We start from the raw sequence: 21007 nt of genomic DNA on the forward strand, positions 1-21007 counted from the left end.
TGGCACCCCCGACGGTGGTATCGTCGCACCGGGGGCTTGCGGGCGCGCCCCGGGCTCCAAATCACCTTCGAGGTGGATCCGCGAGTGTTCCGCACCCGCCAACCGATCGGTTCCACCCCATGCAAGCCATCCAGCCTCCGCCGCCCGCATCTTCCGTCGGCTCGGCACAGCCCGCCGCGTCGCAGCCCTGCGCTCCGCGACCCTGGTATGCAGACCCAGGAGAGGCCGACATCATCGCAATTGCTCCCGGCGACACCCTGCGGCCTGGCGAGGTCGACCTGACTAGCGCAACGCGAGTGCCCGCAACCGTCACGGTGACCGTGGACTGTCTGCATACCGAGCGGTAGGCGCAGACACTCGCCGTCAAGACCGGTGCGCGAGGGCACACAATACACGGCGCAAAGGCGCCCGGGCGGTAGCTCGCAACCGCCCGGGCACGGTGCGGCGCCCCTACGCCTCGAGCTTCTCGATCGGCGCGAGCTTCACGAGCAGCTTGCGCTCCCCCACGGTGTCGAACGTGACGTGGGCGACGCGCTTGGAGCCTGCGCCGGTAACCGCGTTCACGCGCCCCTCGCCGTATTCGTCGTGGCGAATGCGGTCGCCCATGGCAAGCTCCATATCACCGTTGTCGCGAATGCTGCCGACGATGGTGTTCGGGAAGCCGCCGCCGGCGGCCTGCGCCTCCTTCGCGAGCCGCTTGCGCTCGCGCCACTTGTCGAGCGCCGACTGCATGTTGCCGCTCGCGGGCTCAGCGACCGCGGCCGAGCTGCCGCCAGCAGCGCCAAACGACACCTGCGAGTCGCGGTTGCGCGACCATGAGGCCCCGCTCGAGCTGCCAGACCCGCCGGCGCCCGGCGCCCGGCCCGCGTTGAGCGCCCGCGACTGCGTGCCGCCCCGGCCGGTGACCTCGCCCGGCGACTGCCGCCACTCGATGAGCGACTCCGGAATCTCTTGCAAGAAGCGCGACGGCATCGCGACAGCGATATCGCCGAAGGTCGCCCGGGTCGATGCGAGCGTGATGAACAGTCGCTCCCGCGCGCGGGTAATGCCGACGTACATGAGCCGGCGCTCTTCGTTAATGCCGCCGAGCTCGTCGACCGACATCTGGTGCGGAATCAGCCCCTCTTCGACGCCCGTGATGAACACCGCGGGGTACTCGAGGCCCTTCGCGGTGTGCAGCGTCATGAGCGAGACGGTGCCGCTCTGGTCGTCGAGGTCGTCTGCGGCCGCGACGAGCGACACCTCGGTGAGAAACGCGAGCAGGCCGGCGCCCGGCTGCTGCGCGTCGAACTCGCGCGCCACGGCCACGAGCTCCTCGAGGTTCTCGGCGCGGGCGTCGTCTTGCGGGTCGCGCCTGGCCCGCAGCTTCTCGATCATCTCGGTCGAGTCGAGCACCAGCTTGAGCACGTCGGCGACCGGCGCCGGCTTCTTCCGCGAGGCGTCGGCGTCGCCAGCCGCCCCGTCGGAGGCATCAGACGCCGCATCAGCGCCCTCGGCGTTGGCCGCCGGCGGCAGCACGTCGGTCGCCCCACCGCCGAGCGCCATCTGGGTGGCGCGGCTGAGCATGTCGGCGAGGTCAATCACGGTCGTGCGAATCTTCGGGCCGAGCGCCGGGATCTCGGCGGCGCGCTGCATGGCCTCGTGGAACGTGACGCCCTCGGCCTCCTGGAAGTTGGCGAGGTGCGCCTCGGCCATGGGGCCGACGCCGCGCTTGGGCGCCCCGAGCATGCGCGACCACGCGATCGGGTCAAACGGGTTCGCGATTGTGGTGAGGTACGCCATCGCGTCTTTGATCTCGGCGCGGTCGTAGAACTTCGTGCCGCCGAGCACGCGGTACGGAATAGCGGAGCGAATGAGCAGCTCCTCGAGCGCGCGCGTCTGCGAGTTGGTGCGGTAGAACACGGCGATGTCGCCGTATGCCATGCCGCCGCGGTGCAGGTCTTCGATCTCTTCGGCGACGAAGCGCGCCTCGTCGTGCTGCGAGTAGCCCGTGAAGCCGACGATCTTCTCGCCGTCGCCCTCGCTCGTCCAGAGTTTCTTGTCTTGCCTGTCGAAGTTGTTGCCGATGACGGCGTTCGCCGCGCTCAAGATGTTCTGCGTCGAGCGGTAGTTTTGTTCGAGCTTCACGACCTCGGCGTTCGAGAAGTCGCGCTCAAACTCGACGATGTTGCGAATGTCGGCGCCGCGGAAGGCGTAGATCGACTGGTCGGAGTCGCCGACAACCGTGAGGCTCGCGCCGGGAATGCGCCCGAGGCCGTCGAGCTCGCGCTCGCGCACGGGCGGCACGAGCGTTGCGACCTGCTCGGGCTCGACGTGCTTGGTGAGCTCGCGAATGAGCGAATACTGCGCGTGGTTGGTGTCTTGGTACTCGTCGACAAGAATGTGCCGAAACCGGCGCTGGTAGATCGCGGCAACGTCGGGGTGCGCGCGAAAGAGCCGCACGGTCTGCCCGATGAGGTCGTCGAAGTCGAAGGCGTTCGCGCGCTTGAGCTCTTGTTCGTACGACGTGAAGATCTCGGTGAACAACCGCTCGCGCGGGTCGCTCGGGTTCATCGTCGTGGCGTAGTCGCTCGCGTCGGTGAGCTCGTTCTTCAGCTTCGAGATCTTCGCGCTCGTGTTGGCCGGGGTGAAGCCGTAGGTGTCGGCGTCGAGCTCCTTGATGATGCGTTTGAGCAGCGCCCGCGAGTCGGCCGAGTCGTAGATTGTGAAGCCAGATACGTAGCCGAAGCGCTCGGCCTCGCGCCGCAGAATGCGCACGCAGGCCGAGTGGAAGGTCGAGACCCACATGCCTTCGACGCCGGCGCCGAGCAGCGAGCCGAGGCGCTCGCGCATCTCGGCCGCCGCCTTGTTCGTGAACGTGATCGCAAGGATCTGGCTCGGCCACGCCTCTTTCTCGCGAATGAGGTGGGCGATGCGGTGCGTGAGCACGCGGGTCTTGCCCGAGCCAGCACCCGCGACGATGAGCAGCGCGGGGCCGCGCGCGATGACGGCGCGGCGCTGCTCGGGGTTCAGGCCATCGAGCAGCGGGTCGGTGCCTGGCGCTGACTGTGCGCCGCCGAACGGCGCACCTGGGTCGAGAAGTTCAAAGTCGCTCATCGTGTCTCCAGTGTAGGCGGGGCCGGCGACATTGGCGTAGCCGCACCCAGAACGACAAAACAGTAGCAAAACAATTGCGCAACTGATGTAATACTCGTGTACATCGGCTCGCGCCGCACGCCCGCCACGCGAATAGGACAGTGACATGCGCACGAACCAGGCCGAGGCCGCTCCCCCACGAGGCCCCGGTGGATCCGCGACCACCTTTTCCCCCGCCAACCGAATCGCGCGCGCCGCACCCGCGCTCCGCCCCATCGCGCTGGCGCTCACCGCTGCCGCGGCGGCACTGTGGGCGCACGCACGGGCCGCCGCGGGGCTGCCCCTTGCGGGTCTAACCTGGGCGGTCGCCGCCTGTCTCGCCGCGCTCGCGGTCGTCGCCGTCGCGGCCTCGGTCGCCGCCGGCAGGCGCGCCAGGGCGCGACCCCAGGCGCCGATCGATCGGCTCGTTCGCGGCCCGCACCGCGTCGATTTCACCCCGCACGCCGTCGTCGGGCACAGCCTCATCGATCTCGTCGCGGCGGCGCTCGTGATCGCCGCGGCCGCGATCACCGCCCCGCCGGCCTGCACGAAATACACGCTCGGCCTCGCGCTCGCCTGCACGCTTGGCGGCGCGCTGCTCTGGCGCTACCGCTCGCCGCGCGCCTGGCTGCAGCTCGCCACGAGCGTCGGGGTTGCCCCCGTCTGCGCTGCACTCGCCGCGCTGTGCACGCTGAGCGTGAGCGGGGTCGCGAGCGCGGCCTGGGCGGCGGCCGCTGCTGCGCTCTCCGGGTTCGTGCTCGGCGCCCACGGCGCAGCCCTCGTCGAGCAGGAGTACGCCGGGCCGCGCCGAGCGCTCCTCATGGCCGCGTGGGCGGGCGTCGCCCACGTGCACGCCGATGGGAGCCTCACGCTCGCCGGTAAGCGCCGCGCGCGGCCCGGGGAGGGGCGCCCCCTGTCCGTGCCGGCCAGCCTCGACATACGCCCGCTGCTCGCCGCGGTGACCCGCGAAGACGCGGCGGCATTCACCGGGCTGCACCTGCGCGAGCACGCGCACGCGGGGCGGCGCTCCCCGACCCCGCTGTTCCTGGTCGCGGTGCCGATCTTCATCGTCGTGGTAATCCCGGAGTTTGTTCGCCTGGCCCCGCTCGGCGGGTCGCCGTGGCGGTGGGTGTGGGTCGGCACCGCGGTGGGGCTCTGCCTACTTCTCTTGCTGTCGGGCGGCCTGGGGGTGCTTCGGCGGCGGATCCACGCCACCGCACCCGCCGACATTTTGCGGCTCACCGAGTTCGCCCGCAAAAACCGGCTGCGCTACGAGCACGCCCCGTCTGGAGATCGCGCGACGGTCGTGCGTCGCCGAACCGTCACCTCGAAGCTCGGCTGGCACGCGGCCAACACCGAGCACGAGAACGGGCAGCTCAGCGACGCCGTCGCGCCGACGACGTACCTGTCGGGCTACGCCGAGTTTCGGCTGCCGACCCGGCTGCCTCACCTGCTGCTCATTCGCACGGGCTCGCTCGCGCCCGGGCTGCTCGCGAAACGTCGGCCGGCCCCCGGTCAGCGGTTGCCGCTCGAGGGCGATTTTCACCGCTCGTTCACGGTGTACTGCCCGAGCGGGTACGAGCGAGATGCGCTGTACCTCCTCACGCCAGACGTGATGGCCGCGCTCGTCGACGGCGCGCAGGGGTTCGACGTCGAGATCGTCGATGATCGCCTGCTGCTGCGCACCAGGCGCGACCTCGTGACGCTCGACCCCGGCATCTGGCTGAGCCTGCTCTACGCGGCCGAGCGGGTGATCGAGCGCACCACGCAGTGGCGGCGCTGGCGCGACGACAGGCGCGACGACAGACTGGAGCTCGCGATGCGCGGCACCCCCGCAGTAGATTCCCCTGCGGCGAGCGCCGCGGATCCGCCACCGACCGCCGAGTCGCCCGCGCCACCGCACCTGCTCCACGCGCCTTCCGCCGGCCCCGCGCGTGCGGGGGCGCGGCTTCGCGGCGCGCTGAACCCGGTCACCGCGGTGGGCGCCGGGCTGCTGCTCGCCTCGCTCGCGTTCTTCTGGGTCGCGGCGCTAGCCTAGCTCGACTCCCGCGCGCCCCGCCCCCTGCCGCGCAGCGCGAGGGCCGCAACTGCGATGCCGAGCAGCAGCGCGGCGAGACCGACCCCGAGCCCCCATCCGGGGCCCGTGCCGCCGGTATCGCTGAGGTGCTGGTCGCCCGGGGGCGCCGGCTTCGTCGGCGGCACCGTCGCGTCTTCCTGCGTGATCGTGACCGTGGCGGTGGCGCGCGCGCCAATTGTCGCCCCGGTAGCCTCGGTGATCGTCGCGGTCAGGTTGCGCGTGCCTGGCTTGTTCTGCTGCGTCTTCACCGTGACCTTCTTCGGGGTTGTGTCGCCGGCGACCCACTCCACCGTGTACGTCGCAGCCTCGTAGTCGGCGCCCGCAATCGCAGTCCCATCAGTGAGCTTCACGGTAGCCGTCGCAGCTTCGTCGGTGGGGGCTGAGCGCGTCACTGTAAGCACCGCAGATTCGCCAGCCTTCACCGAGACGTCTGGTCCCATCGCTACCTCGCCGAGCTCGACGATGGCCTCGACCTCGACGGCGCCGCGGTCGCGCGCTTCGCCTTGCGGGCGGGTGACGCCGCGCTGGTCGGCCGCAGCGTTGCTCGTCGCTGCGGCATCCACGAGGGGCGACTCCGCGCTCGGCAGCATCGTGAGTTGCTGGCTCGCCATGCCCACGAGCGGCCCGCCGTTGTCGGCGAGCGGGGCGAGCCCCCAGTCTGCGAGGGGCACGATGTCTGCCCCGGCTGCGGCGAGCGCACCCGACGCCGGCACCGTATTCTCGACGCCCTCGATGGTTTCACCGTTCTCCGAGATAACGCCGCCGCTCGTTGCGTCGCCGAGTGCCGAATAGTTGACCGTCAGCGCGACGTCCTCCCCCTGAAACAACACGGGGGCTCCCGGCATGGTGAGGTGTTCGATGACTGACGTTGACCCCTCGCTGTCGATCATGATGCCGGGGTCGCCTGCGGGCCAGGCCGCACCAACATCAACGGTGTTGTTGAGGAGCGCGAGCACCGGCTGCGGCAGGTCTTCTCCCAACGAGTTGCCGATCGGCTCAACAAAGAGCGGCATGCCAAGGTTGCCCTCGGCATCGGGCTGCCCAATGCGGAAGGTGTTCCCGGTGAGCCTGACGACCGGGTCTTCGTACACACCGTCGAGGGAGGCATCGATCGCGGCCCCGGAATAGCCGTTACCGGTGTTGTCGAGAAACGCAGAATCGACGATCTCAACCAGCGGCGTGGTGCGGCTGCCGGGAGCATCTACCGTCAGGTTCAGCCCGCCGGCCACGCCACCCTCGAGCACGGCATTGCGCTCAAACAGCGAGCGCTCGACTCGAATCTGTTGGTCAGCGCCGGGCTCGATGTAGCCAAGAACGAGCCCGGTCGCCTCGTTCTCAGAGAACGACGAGTCGCTCACGAGCACTCCGCCATTCACCGAGTCAATCGTCATTGCAGCATGCAGGTACCCATCTGGGTTCTTCACCCCAGAGACGTGCGTGCGTTCGACACTCACGTCTCCGTCGACGTCGCTGATGTAGGCGGCCGCGTCGGCGAACCCGGCGATATCGGCAAGCACGGTGTCGACGACGGAGACCGCCGGTGCTGAGCGGGCCTCGCCCGTCGCGCTCTCGATGCTATTGATCGAGAGCGCGAGCCCGGCAGATTCTGCTTCTTCGACGTTGATGTCGCGAAACTCTGAGCTAGCAACGGTGACCGCGTCGTCGGGCGAGAGCTCTGCGTACTCAATGGTGAGCCCTCCCATGTCGAGGTTTTTGAACGTCGAATCCCGGAGCGTCACGGAGCCCTCGGCATGACCAATCCAGATCGCGGCGAGTTCTGCCTCGCCCGAACTGCCGTCTACGGTGACCTGCTGCCCGATGAAGTCGCTGAACGACTCCTCGAGTTGGAGCAGCCCCTCGCTTGACCCGGTCGCGGTGACGTTGCAGAGCACGGTGTCGACGTCGGCCGGGCTGCTCTCGATGAAGATGATCGGCTCCCAATTGGGGGCGGTTTGGGTGATGGCGAGGTTGTAGGCTGCGACGGTCGCCACCTCAGCGCCGGAGAGCCACGACTCGGTTTCATCTGACTCCGGGGCCCATTGCAGCGTGCTCCCGGCGCCGTCAATCACAATCGATTCGGTGAGCTCAACGGTCTTCGTCGCCTCGATCGTAACCCCTGGCGCGAACCGAATCGTGTCGACGCCTGGCGAGGCATTGGCCTGCGCGACAGCGTCGGCGAAAGTACCCGCTCCCGCATCACCTGAGGCGGTCACCTCGTACACCGCACCGCCCGGGTCTGGCACGACAGCGCAGTCAAGCGCCGCGGGGGCCTGCGCGAGCGCCGCGGGCGGCGCGGCTTGCGCGGGAACCGCCGAGACTGCGGCGAGTGCAAGCCCCACCCCTATTGCTCCGAACGCGCCCGTATGCCATGGATCCCCCTCGAACTGGTGCAGCCCCACTGGCATGACGACCATAGTTATGACCAATATATGTGGGATTGTGTGCCCGGGCAATAGCCTCCGGCACCCCGTATACACACGATCGCCGCGCGTGAGGGAGAATGGTGGAATGCGCAAGACACCGCCCGAGCTGCCGACGATCCTCATTTTCGCTACCGGCGGCACCATTGGCATGCACGACACGGGCAACGGGCTCGAGCCCGACCCGGGGTTTCTCGAGATCCTCGAGGAGCGTGCCGACCGCGTCGCGTCACGCTACGGTTACCGCGCACGAGTGAACCAGCTGCAGCCAGCGATCGACAGCGCAAACGCCGACGAGGAGACCGCGCCGAAGATCGCTCGCGCACTGCGCGCACGCGTCGGCGCGATGCGCGCGAGCGCCGTCGTCGTCACCCACGGAACCGACACGCTCGCGTACACGGCATCACGCCTCGCCTTCGAGCTCACCGGCCTCGGCGTTCCCGTCGTTGTGACCGGCAGCCAGTTTGCGCACGGGGCGCGCCCCACCGATGCCTTCGATAACCTCCAGCTCGCTATCCGCGCGGTCACGCAGGCAAGTGCGACCGCCCCAGTGGCCATCGCGTTCGGCGGCAAGATTCTGCCGGCGGTGCGCGCGACCAAGTCTGACGCCGAGGCGCTCGCCGCGTTTCGGGCGGAACGCGAGCTCGCGCCAGCGCCGCGCGGCCTCCCCGGCAGCCCCGAAGACGCGGCGCTCGTGCGCGCAGACCACGCGCGCGTGCTCGCCGTGCGGTTCACCCCCGGTCTCGCCGCGGCCGACCTCCTCGCCCTCGCGTCGACCGAGCCAGCAGCCCTCGTGCTCGAATGCTACGGGTCGGGCAATGCCCCGATGGCGAAGCCCGGCATGAAAGACGCGCTCCGCAGCATCAGCGACCGCATGCCGGTGGTGGCGATCACGCAGTGCGCCCTCGGCAGCGTCGACACCGATCGCTACGCGGTGGGCAGGCAGCTCGCGGCAGCTGGCGTCATCGGCGGTGCCGACCTCACGGTCGAGGCCGCGATCGCGAAGCTCGGGTACCTGCTTGATCGCGGGTTTACCCCCGACGAGGTTGCGCACCTCACCCCCATGAACCTCATTGGTGAGTGCTCGGAGCCGTCTCGGCGCTAGCGCGCCCGCGCACCACCGGCCGCCCGCGCCATACCGGCCCGTTTCGCGACTAGGAGCCCGTCGCCGCCTCGCGCGCCGCGACTCCGAGGTCTGGGTGATCCACAAAGATGCCGTCGACACCCGAGGCAAGCACGAGCGCGAACTCCGACTGCCAATCTCCCCAGTCGGTGCCGCTCAGCGACGAGTGAAAGCGCAGGTTGAGATATCGGTTCTCGGGCCGCAGCGTCCAGGTGAAGACGCGCAGTCCGCGTTCGTGAGCGCGCGCGGGCAGATCTTCGGGGCCCGCGGCCAGTCCGATCGCGTTGGTGCGGATCAGACTGCCCTTGTCGACGCTAATGCCGTCGACCTGGGTACGCAGGTAATCGAGACCCTCGTTGCTGCGGTACCACTCGAAGCTGCGCGCCCGCGGGCCGCCGGCCTCCGCTCGAGCGAGCTCGTCGGCCGGCGAACCCAGGCGCTCCGCGAGAAACACGTAGCTCGCGCGCACCCCGGCCTGCCTCAGCCTGCGCAGCACATCGAGCTCGAAACACTCGATGATGAGGCGCTCCGGCCGATCCGCCCAGCCACACCGCCCGAGCTCGTCTTGAATGAGCGCCGCGATATCGACGCCGATCGAGCGGAAGTACTCGGCGTGTTTCACTTCGAGCACGACTGCGAGGTCGCGGCCGCCGCGCCCGCTCTCATCGTCGATGATGCGCAGCACGTCTCGCAGTCGAAGCATCGGTTGCTGCCGATCGTAGGCGCGGTTGTCGGCCCGCACTCGCTTGAGTCGCTCGACGCAGCGCAGCGTCGACAGCTCGGCCCAGGTGAAGTCTTCGGTAAACCAGCCCGTCAGCCGCTTGCCATCGACGACCTTCGTCGTGCGGCGGCTGGCGAACTCTTTGCGGCTGGCAACGTCGGTCGTGCCCGAGATCTCATTCTCGTGCCGCACGACGAGCACGCCGTCGCGGCTCACCACGACATCTGGCTCAACCGCGTCGGCTCCGAGCTCACACGCCAACCGGTACGCCGCCTCAGTATGTTCGGGCCGGTACCCCGGGGCGCCGCGGTGGCCGATGACCATCGGTTGTGCCCTGTGCTCAGTCATGCGTATCAGCCTAGAGCCTGGGGGCTGCGGCCCGCGCGCCGTGAGCGAACACCCTGCACAGTCCCAGCATCGGGGAGACGGGTGTCTATAGACTGGAACCCATTGCCCCACTACGCTTCGAAAGGCCTTTGCGCATGAGCAATCCTGCCCTCAGCAACAACCCCGCATTGAACGGCAAGACCCTCACTGCGGAGGAGCTGCACCGTATCTACGACCAGCCGGCGGCTGCGACCAACCGGCCGGGCGTTGACGCCCCCGCGAGCGTCGACCCCGCGGCGGGTCAGCCGCCCATCATCACCCCATCAGACCGGCCGATGACCTACGAGAACACGATCTCGAAGACCGTGCTGCTCTTCGTCGTGGTGCTCGCCCTCGGCGCTGTCGGTTGGATGATGCCGGCCCTGATGATTCCGGGCGCCATCGCGGGCCTCGTGCTCGGCCTCGTGAACTCGTTCAAGAAGGAGCCGAGCGTTCCGCTCATCGTCGCGTACGCCGCCGCCCAGGGCCTGTTCCTCGGCGCGATCTCGGGCACCTTCGAGACCATGTACCCCGGCATCGTCTCGCAGGCGGTCATTGGTACCCTCGCCGTGTTCGGCGTCACGCTGCTGCTGTTCCGCAGCGGCAAGGTGCGCACCAGCCCACGCATGACGAAGATCGTGCTCATCGCGATGGCCGGCTACCTCGCGTTCTCGGTGATCAACTTCATCGTGATGCTCACCGGCGTGAACGACGACCCGTGGGGCATGCGCAGCGGCCCGCTCGGCCTCGTGATCGGCGGCCTCGCCGTGCTGCTCGCGGCCTACTCGCTGGTGATGGACTTCGAGCTCGTGCAGAACGGCGTGAAGAACCGCGTGCCCGAGAAGTGGGGCTGGTCGGCCGCGTTCGGCCTCACCGTCACCCTCGTGTGGCTCTACCTCGAAATTCTGCGCATCATCGCGATCTTCCGCGACTAGCACTCTGCCGCGGTTGACCCGCGACAACTACGGCCCGGGGCGTATGCCCCGGGCCGTTGTGCGTGCGGGGCGCGTGGGCTGCCCGGGCCGGAGTGCCCGGGCCGAGGCGCCCGGGCCGGGGCGCCCGGGCCGGGGCGCCAAACCCGGGGTGATCTGCAGAGGAACACACCGTGGCCGTGGCTGCGGTGCTATCTACAGCAGATCGCCTATCGAGCGCAGCGGGCGAGAGGCCGGGAGGCAGGGGCATCGACGCATGGCCAGGGCGCGGTGCGGTGTCAGAGATAAGTGGCAGAGATAAATCGTGCACGATATGCTGATTGCCTACACGATACGGTTACGCGGCCCCGGCGCTCTCAGGCGGGGCCCAGTCAGCGGAGGCCCCAATGTTGCGCATCGACGCCCACCACCATCTCTGGGATCAGCGCGTGCGCCCTCAGACGTGGATGGACGAGGCAACCGCCGCCGTTATCGCGGGCCCCTACTCCCCCGACGACTGGGCCGCAGCCGCCCACCCCACCGGCATTCGCTACGGGGTGTTTGTGCAGACCGTTCCCGTTGCCGCCGAAACCCCCGAGGTGCTCGCGCTCGCGGAGGAGCACCCGGAGCTCGCTGCAGTCGTCGGCTGGCTCGATCTCGAGCACGACACCCGGCCAGCAGGCGAGCAGCTCGATGAGCTGCTCGCAGGCCCTGGCGGCAAGCGATTGGCCGGTGTGCGGGTAGCGGCAGAGTACAGCCCCGACCCAGACTGGCTCGATTCTCGCAGCGTACACGACCTAGCCACGGCGCTCGGCGAGCGCGGTCTCTGCCTCGATCTACTCATGAGCCCGGCGAATCTCGACGCTGCCGCACGGCTCGCCGCCGCGAGGCCCGACACCCGCATGGTGGTCAACCACCTGGCGAAGCCGACGATGCGCGAGGTCGATTTCGAGCGCTGGGAGCACGGCATGCGGGGGTTCGCCGGGCACGCGCACGTGGCCTGCAAGCTCTCTGGCTTCCTCACCTTCGACGCGCGGCCCATGACGCTCGAGCGCCTCGCCCCCTATGCCGAGACCGCGCTCGGCGTGTTCGGCCCGGCGCACCTGATGTTTGGCAGCGACTGGCCAGTGAGCGTGCTCGGAGGCGGATACGCTGCGGCTGTTGAGCTCGCCGAGGCGACACTCACAGCCCTGTCGAACTCGGAGCAGTCTCGGGTGTGGGCCGGCACGGCCCTCGAGTGGTACCCACAGCTCGACGCTGCGCTCGAGGCGAGCACCACGTCGTAGTCGCTGCTGCGCAACACCGCCCCGCAGCGCCACGCAGCAGCACCGCTCAGCATCACCCCACACCACCCCGCAGCACCCCGCAAGCACCCCGCAGCACCCCGCACCACCCCCAAGCACCCCGCAGCACCCCGCACCACGCCCCGCTCGGCTCCAGCCACTGAGAAGGAACCTCGATGACCACCTCCCTCCCGCGTCGCATCACCCGCACCGGCTTGTCGCTGACGGAGCTCGGGCTCGGCTGCGCCCAGTTTGGCAACCTCTACCGCGAGATGCCCGACGCGACGGTCGACGAGATTGTCGACACCGCGTGGGCGGCCGGTATTCGGCTGTTTGACACCGCACCGCACTACGGCCTCGGGCTCTCGGAGCGCAGGCTCGGAGCGGCGCTTCGCCGCTACCCGCGCGACGAGTACGTGCTGTCGACAAAGGTCGGGCGGCTGCTGCGCCCGAACCCCGAGCCAACGGGCCAAGACCGCGAGGGGTTCGTCGTCCCAGACACCGAGACCCGGGTGTGGGATTTCAGTGAGCGAGGCGTCACGACCTCAATCGAGGAGAGCCTCGATCGGCTCGGGCTCGATCGCATCGACATCGCCTACATTCACGACCCCGACGCCCACTGGGATGCGGCGCTTGCCGGGGCTGTGCCAGCCCTCCAGCGGCTCCGCGCGGAGGGCGTGATCGGAGGGTTCGGCGCCGGCATGAATCAGGCGGCAATGCTCACCCGCTTCGTGCTCGAGGCCGACGCCGACATCGTGATGCTCGCAGGCAGGTACACACTGCTCGAGCAGGGTGCGTTGCACGACCTCTTCCCCGCAGCTGACCAGACGGGCGCGGCCGTCGTGATCGCGGGCGTCTACAACTCGGGCCTCCTCGCGAAGCCGCGCCCCGACGCAGGGGCCCAGTACGACTACGGCGATGCCCCCGCCGAGCTCATCGCGCGAGCGAACGGGCTCGCCGACATCTGCGAGCGCCACGGCGTCACGCTGCCAGATGCTGCGATTCAATTTCCGCTGCAGCAGCAGAGCGTGGCCTCCGTTGTGGTCGGCGCGTCGCGCCCGGGCCACGTGCCCGACGCCGTCGCGCGCTACTCGGCCGAGATTCCCGACACGCTGTGGGGCGATCTGGTCTCGGCGGGCCTCGTCAGCCCGGCCGCCATCGAATAGCCCCGCAGCCGCACGGGTGCCTGAGCCGCGGCGCGAGTACTCAGCGGCGGCGCGGGCGAGCTTCGGCTAGTCCGACTGCTCGGCGAGGCGCACGAGGCGTTCGTGCCCGCTCTCCTCGAGCTCCACGACATCGGAGCGAGACTTCAAGAAATCGGAGAACGACCGAAAGCCCAGCGCTTTCTCGTTGAACGACGGGTCCATGCGCCGCATCTGCTGCTTCACCGCCGAGCTGTACAACCACCCCGAGTCGTCCCTGTCTTGGCTGAGCCATAGCGCCCGAATCAAGAGCCCAGTCACCGCGATGTCGAGCTCCTCCGGGCTCTCCGAGTCGAGCGAATCGACAGTGTCGTCGAGGTCGTCGAGGTTGGCGCCCGCTGCGACGCCCACGCCGCCCTCGAGGTCGTCGTGCGCCGAGTCGCCGCGGCCCCGGTTCGCGCCCTTCCCCCGCGACCCACGCCCCGGCTCCTGCTCGTCGTTCCCCTGCTGGGGTTGCGCGCTCTTCTCCGACCGCGCCGTCTTCGCAGATTTCTCCGCGGCTGCGCCCTTCGCAGACTGCGCGCCAGACTGCGCGCCCTGCGGCGGCTTCTCAGCCTCGTCGCCCGTAGCCGCTCCGTCAGGCTTCGTCGGCTCCTGCCCACGCGAGGCATCAGCCGATTGCGAGCCCGCAGCGGCCCCCGATTCACCACGCGAACTTGCGCGCCGCGATCCACCCCGGCCGCGCTCCGAGCCCTGCCCAGTGGCAGCCGGGCCTTGCCGCAGCGGCGCGACGCCCGGCAGAGCGTCGTAGGTCGCGAACTCGTCGCACGCCGCAGCGAGCGACTTCGCCGTCGAGCCCGCAACACCAACGCCAACCACATATCGCCCGAGGCGCTTGCAGCGCTGCGCGAGCGGCACGTAGTCGGAATCACCGGCGACGATCACGACGTGGGTGAGGTCTTCCAACCGAAACATGTCTTCGACCGCATCAACCGCGAGCCGAATATCGGCCCCGTTCTTCGCATACGCGGCCGCCGGGAACAGCTGCACCAGATCGACTGCGCGGGCGACGAGCTGCGAGCGGTACTCCGCATTCATCGGAGCAGACCAGTCGGCGTAGGCGCGCGTGAGCACGAGCGTGCCGAACGACGACGCGTAATCGATGATCGCGCCGACATTCACGATTGCGGCGTCGAGGCGTGCCACGATCTCGGGGTCGCGGTCGCCCTCGGCAATGCGCTGGCGGTCACGCGAGAACGAGTTGCGGCCGTGCACTCGGTCGTACCACGAGAGCACGATGTTGTCGAAGTCGAGGTAGACCGCTACGCGGCCGTTTTGAAGATCCAGCACCCTCCCAGTCTGACAGCCCTCGAGGCCCGTGTCAGGCGATTGCGCGATTCCCCACGAAATAATCGCCTGGCTAGCCGAGCGGATCGGCGCCGAGCGCTGCCATCGCAGCCGCTCCGAGCGCAGCAATACGCTCCCAGTCACTCGAAGCGACCGCGTCGTCGGGCACCATCCAGCTGCCACTCACCGCGAGCACACCAGGAGTCGCAAGATACTCGGCAGCGTTGGCTAGGCTCACACCCCCGCTCGGAAGAAACCGCATCTCGGGGAACGGGCCGCGCATTGCGCGCACGAACCCGGGGCCGCCGAGCAGCGAGGCTGGGAATGCCTTCACCGCACCAAGCCCTAGTCGCTGGGCGAGCTGCACCTCGCTCGCGGTCGCCACCCCCGGTATGGGCAGAATGCCGCGCGCGAGGCTGCGCCGCACAACAGCCTCATCGATGCCTGGAGAAATCACGAACTCTGCGCCTGCGTCAGCAACCTCATCAAGCTGCTCTGGTGACACGACTGTGCCCGCGCCAACGGTGAGCCGGTCGGAGTACCCGGCGAGCGCCGCGATCGCTCCAACCCCGCTCGCGGTGCGCAGCGTGATCTCAACGGCTGCGATGCCGCCCGCGATGAGCGCATCGGCAAGCGGCAGCGCCTGCTCGACCGAGGCCAGGCTGACGACGGGAACCAGGCGCGCTGAGGCGACAGCCTCGAGCATGCGCCCGAAGCTGTCGCCCGAAGGAGCCCCCGCGGGCACCCCAGCGGCTACTCCCACTCGATCGTCCCTGGCGGCTTCGACGTGACGTCGAGCACGACGCGGTTGACGTCTGGCACCTGGTTCGTGATCTTGTTCGAGATGCGTGCGAGTACGTCGTACGGCACGCGCGTCCAGTCGGCCGTCATCGCGTCTTCAGAGGAGACGGGGCGCAGCACGATCGGGTGGCCGTAGGTGCGACCATCGCCCTGCACGCCGACCGAGCGCACGTCGGCGAGCAGCACGACCGGGCACTGCCAGATCGTGTCGTCGAGACCTGCGGCGGTGAGCTCGGCGCGCGCGATCGCGTCTGCCTCGCGGAGAATATCGAGGCGCTCGCGGGTGACCTCGCCGACGATGCGAATGCCGAGGCCGGGGCCGGGGAACGGCTGGCGGCCGACAATCGCTTCGGGCAGGCCGAGCTCGCGCCCGATGGCCCGAACCTCGTCCTTGAACAGCGCGCGCAGCGGCTCGATGAGCTCGAAGTCGAGATCCTCTGGCAGCCCGCCGACGTTGTGGTGGCTCTTGATGTTTGCGGTGCCCGATCCCCCGCCCGACTCGACGACGTCGGGGTAGAGCGTGCCCTGAACGAGGAACTTGATGGGCTCGCCCTCGGCCTTCGCCTCAGCGACGAGGTCGAGCTGCACCTTCTCGAACGCGCGGATGAACTCGCGGCCGATGATCTTGCGCTTCTCTTCGGGGTCGGTGACACCGGCGAGGTGACCGAGGAAGATGTCTTCGGCGTCGACGGTGATGAGGCGCACGCCGGTCGACGCGACGTAGTCGCGCTCGACCTGCTCGCGCTCGCCCTTGCGCAGCAGACCGTGGTCGACGAACACCGCGGTGAGCTGGTCCCCAATTGCTTCGTGGACGAGCGCGGTCGAAACGGCCGAGTCGACGCCGCCGGAGAGCGCGGAGATGACGCGCGCGTTCCCGACCTGTTTGCGAATCGCCTCGATCTGCTCGGCGATGACGTTGCCTGCGTTCCAGTCGGCGGGAATGCCCGCGACGGTGTGCAGGAAGTTCTCGAGAATCTGCTGGCCGTGCTCGGAGTGCTTCACCTCGGGGTGCCACTGCACGCCATACATCTTGCGCTCGGGCGAGCCAAACGCGGCGACGGGGGTGACGTCGGTGCTTGCGAGCACGTCGAAGCCCTCGGGCGCCTGCTGCACGGCGTCGCCGTGACTCATCCAGACGTTCTGGTGCTCAGGCTGGCCGCCAAGAATCGCGCCGCCGCCTGCGAGTACCTTCGCGTCGGTCGCCCCGTACTCGCGGTCGCCGGTGTTGCCAACGGTGCCGCCGAGCGCGCGCGCCATGACCTGGAAGCCGTAGCAAATGCCGAGCGTCGGGATGCCGAGCTCGAAGATTGCATCATCGAACGCTGGCGCGCCCTCCTCGTACACCGACGAGGGGCCGCCCGACAGCACGATGCCAGCCGGGTTCTTCGCGCGGACCTCGTCTGCGCTGATCGTGTGCGGGACGAGTTCGGAGTAGACCCCGGCCTCGCGCACACGCCTCGCGATGAGCTGCGCGTACTGCGCACCAAAATCGACGACGAGAACGGGCCGGTGCCCGTCGTGCGCTACTTCTGTCATGCTGTGCCTTCCTGGCGGTGTGAATCGGACGAGCCGGAAGTCGCGGCAAGCGCCGCTTCCTTCTCGGCAAGGAAAGTGGTGACCTCGCGGGCGATACGCCCCTCAAGGATGAAGGAAAGGAACGGGATCACGCCGCCGAGGGCGAGCAGCAGGAACTTCGCGAAGTTCCATCGCATCGGGCTCCACAGCATGAAGTTCGCGATGAGGTAGACGACGTAGAACCAGCCGTGCGCGATGAGGATCGCCTTGAACAGGTCAAAGCCCGGGCGGGCGAACTCGGCCTCCTGGCCATCGGGAACGATCGGCAGGAACTCCGCGAACCCGTTCGGCGTAAACAGAAAGAGTTCGACCTTGAATGCGTACTTCATGACCATGACTGCGCAGAGCAGCAGCAGCATGACGCCGGTGATGACTGAGGTCACCTTGTACACGCGCAGCGAGCGGCGAATGCGGGGGTAGTCCTCGGGCTTCGGCTGGAGTTGCATGACTTCCATTCTATGGTTTGGGATCGGTTCCTGTTTCGCCGGTGGCAGGGGCAACCGTCGAGCTGTTCGGGTGAGCGTCGGTGCGTGACCTCGCTGCGGCTTCGGCTTCGGCTTCGGCCTCGGCCGTGAGCAGCAGCATCTCGTGTTCCTTCTCCCACGCATCGCGGGCGAGGCGATACCACAGGAACAGTGCGACGGCGGCGAACACTACCCACTCAATCGCATAGAACACATTGAGCCAGCTCACCTTTTCAGGGGCACTTGGGGCGACGGAGTCGATGCCCGCGAGGCCGGCGTCGGCGAGGGCGGGCGCGTCTGCCGTTTCGTGCAGCACGAGGTACCCGCCGTAGATTGGGCCGGTCGGGGGCTCGCTCCAGGTGTTCGCGAGGAACGCGGGAACCATGGTTCGCGAATAGTGCGGATCGCCGTCTGGCCTCGGCACCTCGGGGGCCTCGGCTGGCAGGTAGCGACCCTCGAGCCGCAGGTTCTGCTGGGGCAGTTCACTCAGGTGCGCGACCGCCTGGTGCGCGGCGGCATCGCTTGGGGCCCAGCCGACGGCGACAGCGAGGCTCGCGTCGTCCTGCCCCGTACGCACGAGGTGCCCAACGACCCACGCGCCCTGTTCCCGCTCCCCGTCGGCATCGGTTCCCTGGTTCATGCGCTCGCTCACGACCGAGAAATCCTCAGCAACGAATGCGCCCTCGACCGCGACGACCGCCCCCGCGGAGATCTCGGGGATGCCGGCGATCGGCGCGGTCAGGTCGTCGATCGGCCTGACCTTCTCCGTCGAGGTGAGCTCCTCGACGTTATCGCGGATCGCGTTGCCCATCTGCCACTGCCCGAGCCAGGCGAACACCGCGGCCACGACCATCGCGAGCAGCAACGCCGCGATCCACTGTGGTCGCCGCATCACCTGGCCGAGGGTCGGCTCGCCGAGGTACTCAGGGGTGCGGGATGACATGTCTACCGCTCGGCGTGAACGATGTCGACGCGCTGGAATTCCTTCACGTCGGAGTAGCCGCTCGTCGCCATCGCGCGACGCAGCGCGCCGAGCAGGTTGGCACTGCCGTCTGCGATGTGCGCCGGGCCGTTCATGATCTCGGCGAGCGGGGCAATCTGGTCAACCGCAACACGCCGCCCGCGCGGCAGGTCTTCGTGATGGGCCTCCTGGCCCCAGTGCCAGCCGCGGCCGGGCGCGTCGGTGGCGCGCGCGAGTGACGCGCCGAGCATCACCGCGTCGGCGCCGCACGCGATCGCCTTCACGAGATCACCGGAGGTGCCGAGCCCACCGTCGGCGATGACGTGCACGTACCGACCGCCCGACTCGTCGAGGTAGTCGGTGCGAGCGCCAGCCACGTCAGCGATGGCGCTCGCCATCGGTGCGCGAATTCCGAGGGTCACGCGTGTCGTGGAGGATGCGCCACCACCGAAACCAACGAGCACGCCCGCCGCGCCCGTGCGCATGAGGTGCAGCGCGGACTGGTAGGTCGCGGCACCGCCAACGATCACGGGGACGTCGAGCTCGTAGATGAACTGCTTGAGGTTGAGAGGCTCGCGCCCCTCGACCGACACATGCTCGGCCGAGACCGTGTTGCCCCGAATCACGAAGAGATCGACCCCCGCCTTCACGACGGTGTCGGTGAACTCCGCGGTGCGGTGCGGCGAGAGGGCGCCAGCGACAGTGACGCCAGCGTCACGGATCTCGGCGAGTCGATCGCGAATCAGCTCGGGCTTGATCGGGGCGGCGTAGAGCTCGCGCATGCGCTTGACTGCCGCGACCTCGTCGTCGACGCGTGCGATCTCCTCGAGCAGCGGCTCTGGGTTCTCGTGCCGCGTCCAGAGGCCCTCAAGGTTGAGCACCCCGAGGCCGCCAAGCTGGCCCAGCTGAATGGCGGTTGCCGGCGACATGACCGAGTCCATCGGCGCACCGATGACCGGGATGTCGAACTGGAACGCATCAATCGTCCAGGAGGTCGAGACGAGTTCTGGGTCGCGGGTACGCCGCGTCGGCACAATGCCGATCTCGTCGAATGTATAGACACGGCGGGCGCGCTTTCCGCGACCAATTTCGATCTCGTTGCTCACCCGCACAGTCTATCGGGTGCATCCGTCGCGCACCCTGTGACGTGCAGATTCGACGGCCCACTACACGGGATCGATTATTTGAGCTATCATCGCCTCTGAACGATGTTATTGATCCACCGAGGGAGACGCAGCATGGGTATGGGGCACAACCACGATCACAGCGCAGGCGGAGTGCAGACAGCGACGGGGGGCTATCGCAAACGCCTCATCGTCGTGCTGTCCATTTACGCCGCGATCATAGTCGCGCAGGTCGTCGGAGCTTTGATCACCAACAGCCTCGCCCTCGCAGCCGAGGCGATGCACATGGCCGTCGACGCGAGCGGCATCTTCATCGCCCTGATCGCGACGGTGCTCGCGACGAAGGCGGCGAGCAAGAAGCGCAGCTACGGGCTGATGCGCGCAGAAATCGTTGCCGTGCTCATCAACTGCCTGCTGCTGTTCGGTCTCGGCGGGTTCATTCTCTACGAGGCCGTCGAGCGGTGGTTCAACCCGACCGATGTCGCGGGCGGCGGCGTCATCGCCTTCGCCGTCGTCGGGCTCATTGGCGCGGCGACCTCGCTCGTCATCTTGAACCGCGGCGCCAAAGAGAGCCTGAACGTGAAGGCGGCCTTCCTCGAGGTCATGAGTGACGGCATCGGCGCCGCCGCGATCATCATCTCAGGCATTCTCAACGTCACCCTCGGGTGGAATCAGGGCGACGCCATCGCTGCGGCCGCCATCGGGGTCATCATTCTGCCGCGCGCGTTCATGCTGCTCAAGCAGGCGATCAACCTCATCATGCAGGGCGTGCCAGCCGGCATCGATCTCGACGAGGTGCGCGCGTCGATCGTCGAGACCGACGGTGTCGCTGACGTGCACAGCCTGCACGTCTGGGGGCTCACGAGCGGGGTCTCGGTCATGTCGGCGCACATCGTGCCCGACTCCCCCGACGGCGCACCGCGCACGCACTCTCGCATGCTTGACGAGCTCACGCTCATTATGCGCGAGCGCTTCGGCATCGAGCACTGCACGTTCCAGTTCGAGGAGCCGACGCATCTCGACCACGAGGGCCTCATGCACCGCGACCTCGCCGGGCTCACGAGCACACCGGCGGTCAGCGGCGGGCAGCACGCGGGCCACAGCCATTGACCGGCGCGGCTCTCACCGACCTTGCCGGGTTCGAGCATGAGGGGCAGTATCATCGAGAAATGACGATCAACGCGAAGGCAGCGCAAAGCGGGAGTCGGGCGGCAGACATCGAGGCACTCGTGCCGGCGACCTGCCTGTTCCACAGCTTCAGCGACCCGTCGCGACTCGTTATCCTCCAGCACCTGCAGCTCGGTGAGCACCGAGTCGTTGACCTCACCGAGCACCTCGGGCTCTCCCAGAGCACCGTTTCGAAGCACCTCGCGAAGCTCAAAGAGGCGGGGCTCGTCGAGTCGCGGCCCCAGGGCCGCGCATCGGTGTACTCGCTGCTGCATGGCGAGGCCATCACCGCGCTGCTCGCAGCCGCAGAGAACCTGCTCGCGCTCACGGGCGATGCGGTTGCGCTCTGCCCCGTGCACGGCACGGGAACAGCGAGGGCCGCCGCCGAATCAGAGTGATCTGATTCGCCGA

At 68.4% G+C, this 21007-nt stretch carries 16 protein-coding genes and 1 pseudogene; 7 read left to right on the plus strand and 10 right to left on the minus strand.

The window, feature by feature from the left end:
- Nucleotides 1-450: 450 nt before the first annotated feature.
- Nucleotides 451-3096: an ATP-dependent helicase gene (locus tag ABD115_RS15835; RefSeq protein ID WP_343962657.1), complete on the minus strand. Its 2646-nt coding sequence runs from the start codon at nt 3094-3096 to the stop codon at nt 451-453.
- A 145-nt stretch (nt 3097-3241) separates the two neighbouring features.
- Between ABD115_RS15835 and ABD115_RS15840 the strand changes: the two genes are divergently transcribed.
- Nucleotides 3242-5152, plus strand: coding sequence for a hypothetical protein (locus tag ABD115_RS15840; RefSeq protein ID WP_343962659.1), 1911 nt, complete (start codon nt 3242-3244; stop codon nt 5150-5152).
- Here the strand turns inward: ABD115_RS15840 and ABD115_RS15845 are convergent.
- Nucleotides 5149-7605 (minus strand): choice-of-anchor Q domain-containing protein, encoded by a 2457-nt coding sequence (locus ABD115_RS15845; protein ID WP_343962661.1) that lies wholly within the window; start codon nt 7603-7605, stop codon nt 5149-5151. The genes ABD115_RS15840 and ABD115_RS15845 overlap by 4 nt on opposite strands.
- A gap of 94 nt (nt 7606-7699) precedes the next feature.
- Between ABD115_RS15845 and ABD115_RS15850 the strand changes: the two genes are divergently transcribed.
- Entirely contained in the window at nt 7700-8716 is a 1017-nt protein-coding gene (locus ABD115_RS15850; protein ID WP_343962662.1) for an asparaginase domain-containing protein, read from the plus strand.
- A 49-nt stretch (nt 8717-8765) separates the two neighbouring features.
- On the opposite strand, the gene ABD115_RS15855 is transcribed toward ABD115_RS15850, so the two are convergent.
- Complete coding sequence (locus tag ABD115_RS15855) at nt 8766-9803, minus strand: glycerophosphodiester phosphodiesterase family protein (RefSeq protein WP_343962664.1); 1038 nt, start codon at nt 9801-9803, stop codon at nt 8766-8768.
- Between the two features lie 134 nt (nt 9804-9937).
- Between ABD115_RS15855 and ABD115_RS15860 the strand changes: the two genes are divergently transcribed.
- From ABD115_RS15860 to ABD115_RS15870, 3 genes are all read left to right on the plus strand, one after another.
- A complete protein-coding gene (locus tag ABD115_RS15860; RefSeq protein WP_343962666.1) occupies nt 9938-10756 on the plus strand; it encodes a Bax inhibitor-1/YccA family protein in 819 nt (272 codons plus the stop codon).
- Nucleotides 10757-11139: 383 nt separating this feature from the next.
- Complete coding sequence (locus ABD115_RS15865) at nt 11140-12018, plus strand: amidohydrolase family protein (protein ID WP_343962667.1); 879 nt, start codon at nt 11140-11142, stop codon at nt 12016-12018.
- Nucleotides 12019-12191: 173 nt separating this feature from the next.
- Nucleotides 12192-13181 (plus strand): aldo/keto reductase, encoded by a 990-nt coding sequence (locus tag ABD115_RS15870; protein WP_343962669.1) that lies wholly within the window; start codon nt 12192-12194, stop codon nt 13179-13181.
- Between the two features lie 66 nt (nt 13182-13247).
- Here ABD115_RS15870 and ABD115_RS15875 read toward each other — a convergent pair whose 3' ends face one another.
- The 7 genes and pseudogenes from ABD115_RS15875 to ABD115_RS15905 form a co-directional block, all read right to left on the minus strand.
- Nucleotides 13248-13568 (minus strand): OST-HTH/LOTUS domain-containing protein, encoded by a 321-nt coding sequence (locus tag ABD115_RS15875; RefSeq protein WP_343962800.1) that lies wholly within the window; start codon nt 13566-13568, stop codon nt 13248-13250.
- A gap of 374 nt (nt 13569-13942) precedes the next feature.
- Nucleotides 13943-14507 (minus strand): annotated as a pseudogene (locus ABD115_RS15880) (NYN domain-containing protein); the annotation flags it as partial.
- A gap of 70 nt (nt 14508-14577) precedes the next feature.
- Nucleotides 14578-15267: a bifunctional 4-hydroxy-2-oxoglutarate aldolase/2-dehydro-3-deoxy-phosphogluconate aldolase gene (locus ABD115_RS15885; protein WP_343962671.1), complete on the minus strand. Its 690-nt coding sequence runs from the start codon at nt 15265-15267 to the stop codon at nt 14578-14580.
- Nucleotides 15258-16841: a glutamine-hydrolyzing GMP synthase gene (gene guaA / locus ABD115_RS15890; RefSeq protein ID WP_343962673.1), complete on the minus strand. Its 1584-nt coding sequence runs from the start codon at nt 16839-16841 to the stop codon at nt 15258-15260. The genes ABD115_RS15885 and guaA overlap by 10 nt, the downstream gene beginning before the upstream one ends.
- Entirely contained in the window at nt 16838-17326 is a 489-nt protein-coding gene (locus tag ABD115_RS15895; RefSeq protein WP_343962675.1) for a DUF3817 domain-containing protein, read from the minus strand. Before ABD115_RS15895 ends, guaA begins: the two co-directional genes overlap by 4 nt.
- A gap of 10 nt (nt 17327-17336) precedes the next feature.
- Entirely contained in the window at nt 17337-18287 is a 951-nt protein-coding gene (locus tag ABD115_RS15900; protein ID WP_343962677.1) for an SURF1 family cytochrome oxidase biogenesis protein, read from the minus strand.
- A 2-nt stretch (nt 18288-18289) separates the two neighbouring features.
- Nucleotides 18290-19411: a GuaB3 family IMP dehydrogenase-related protein gene (locus tag ABD115_RS15905; RefSeq protein ID WP_343962679.1), complete on the minus strand. Its 1122-nt coding sequence runs from the start codon at nt 19409-19411 to the stop codon at nt 18290-18292.
- Between the two features lie 132 nt (nt 19412-19543).
- Between ABD115_RS15905 and ABD115_RS15910 the strand changes: the two genes are divergently transcribed.
- Complete coding sequence (locus tag ABD115_RS15910) at nt 19544-20539, plus strand: cation diffusion facilitator family transporter (protein WP_343962680.1); 996 nt, start codon at nt 19544-19546, stop codon at nt 20537-20539.
- 59 nt (nt 20540-20598) lie between these two features.
- Entirely contained in the window at nt 20599-20994 is a 396-nt protein-coding gene (locus tag ABD115_RS15915) for an ArsR/SmtB family transcription factor (protein ID WP_343962682.1), read from the plus strand.
- Nucleotides 20995-21007 lie beyond the last annotated feature (13 nt).

The organism is Leucobacter albus (assembly GCF_039528015.1).
Classification (GTDB): Bacteria; Actinomycetota; Actinomycetes; order Actinomycetales; family Microbacteriaceae; genus Leucobacter; species Leucobacter albus.

Coding starts and splice junctions, on each gene's coding strand:
- ABD115_RS15835 (WP_343962657.1), bottom strand. CDS start 3,096: ATGAGCGACTTTGAACTTCTCGACCCAGGTGCGCCGTTCGGCGGCGCA.
- ABD115_RS15840 (WP_343962659.1), top strand. CDS start 3,242: ATGCGCACGAACCAGGCCGAGGCCGCTCCCCCACGAGGCCCCGGTGGA.
- ABD115_RS15845 (WP_343962661.1), bottom strand. CDS start 7,605: ATGGTCGTCATGCCAGTGGGGCTGCACCAGTTCGAGGGGGATCCATGG.
- ABD115_RS15850 (WP_343962662.1), top strand. CDS start 7,700: ATGCGCAAGACACCGCCCGAGCTGCCGACGATCCTCATTTTCGCTACC.
- ABD115_RS15855 (WP_343962664.1), bottom strand. CDS start 9,803: ATGACTGAGCACAGGGCACAACCGATGGTCATCGGCCACCGCGGCGCC.
- ABD115_RS15860 (WP_343962666.1), top strand. CDS start 9,938: ATGAGCAATCCTGCCCTCAGCAACAACCCCGCATTGAACGGCAAGACC.
- ABD115_RS15865 (WP_343962667.1), top strand. CDS start 11,140: ATGTTGCGCATCGACGCCCACCACCATCTCTGGGATCAGCGCGTGCGC.
- ABD115_RS15870 (WP_343962669.1), top strand. CDS start 12,192: ATGACCACCTCCCTCCCGCGTCGCATCACCCGCACCGGCTTGTCGCTG.
- guaA (WP_343962673.1), bottom strand. CDS start 16,841: ATGACAGAAGTAGCGCACGACGGGCACCGGCCCGTTCTCGTCGTCGAT.
- ABD115_RS15895 (WP_343962675.1), bottom strand. CDS start 17,326: ATGCAACTCCAGCCGAAGCCCGAGGACTACCCCCGCATTCGCCGCTCG.
- ABD115_RS15900 (WP_343962677.1), bottom strand. CDS start 18,287: ATGTCATCCCGCACCCCTGAGTACCTCGGCGAGCCGACCCTCGGCCAG.
- ABD115_RS15910 (WP_343962680.1), top strand. CDS start 19,544: ATGGGTATGGGGCACAACCACGATCACAGCGCAGGCGGAGTGCAGACA.
- ABD115_RS15915 (WP_343962682.1), top strand. CDS start 20,599: ATGACGATCAACGCGAAGGCAGCGCAAAGCGGGAGTCGGGCGGCAGAC.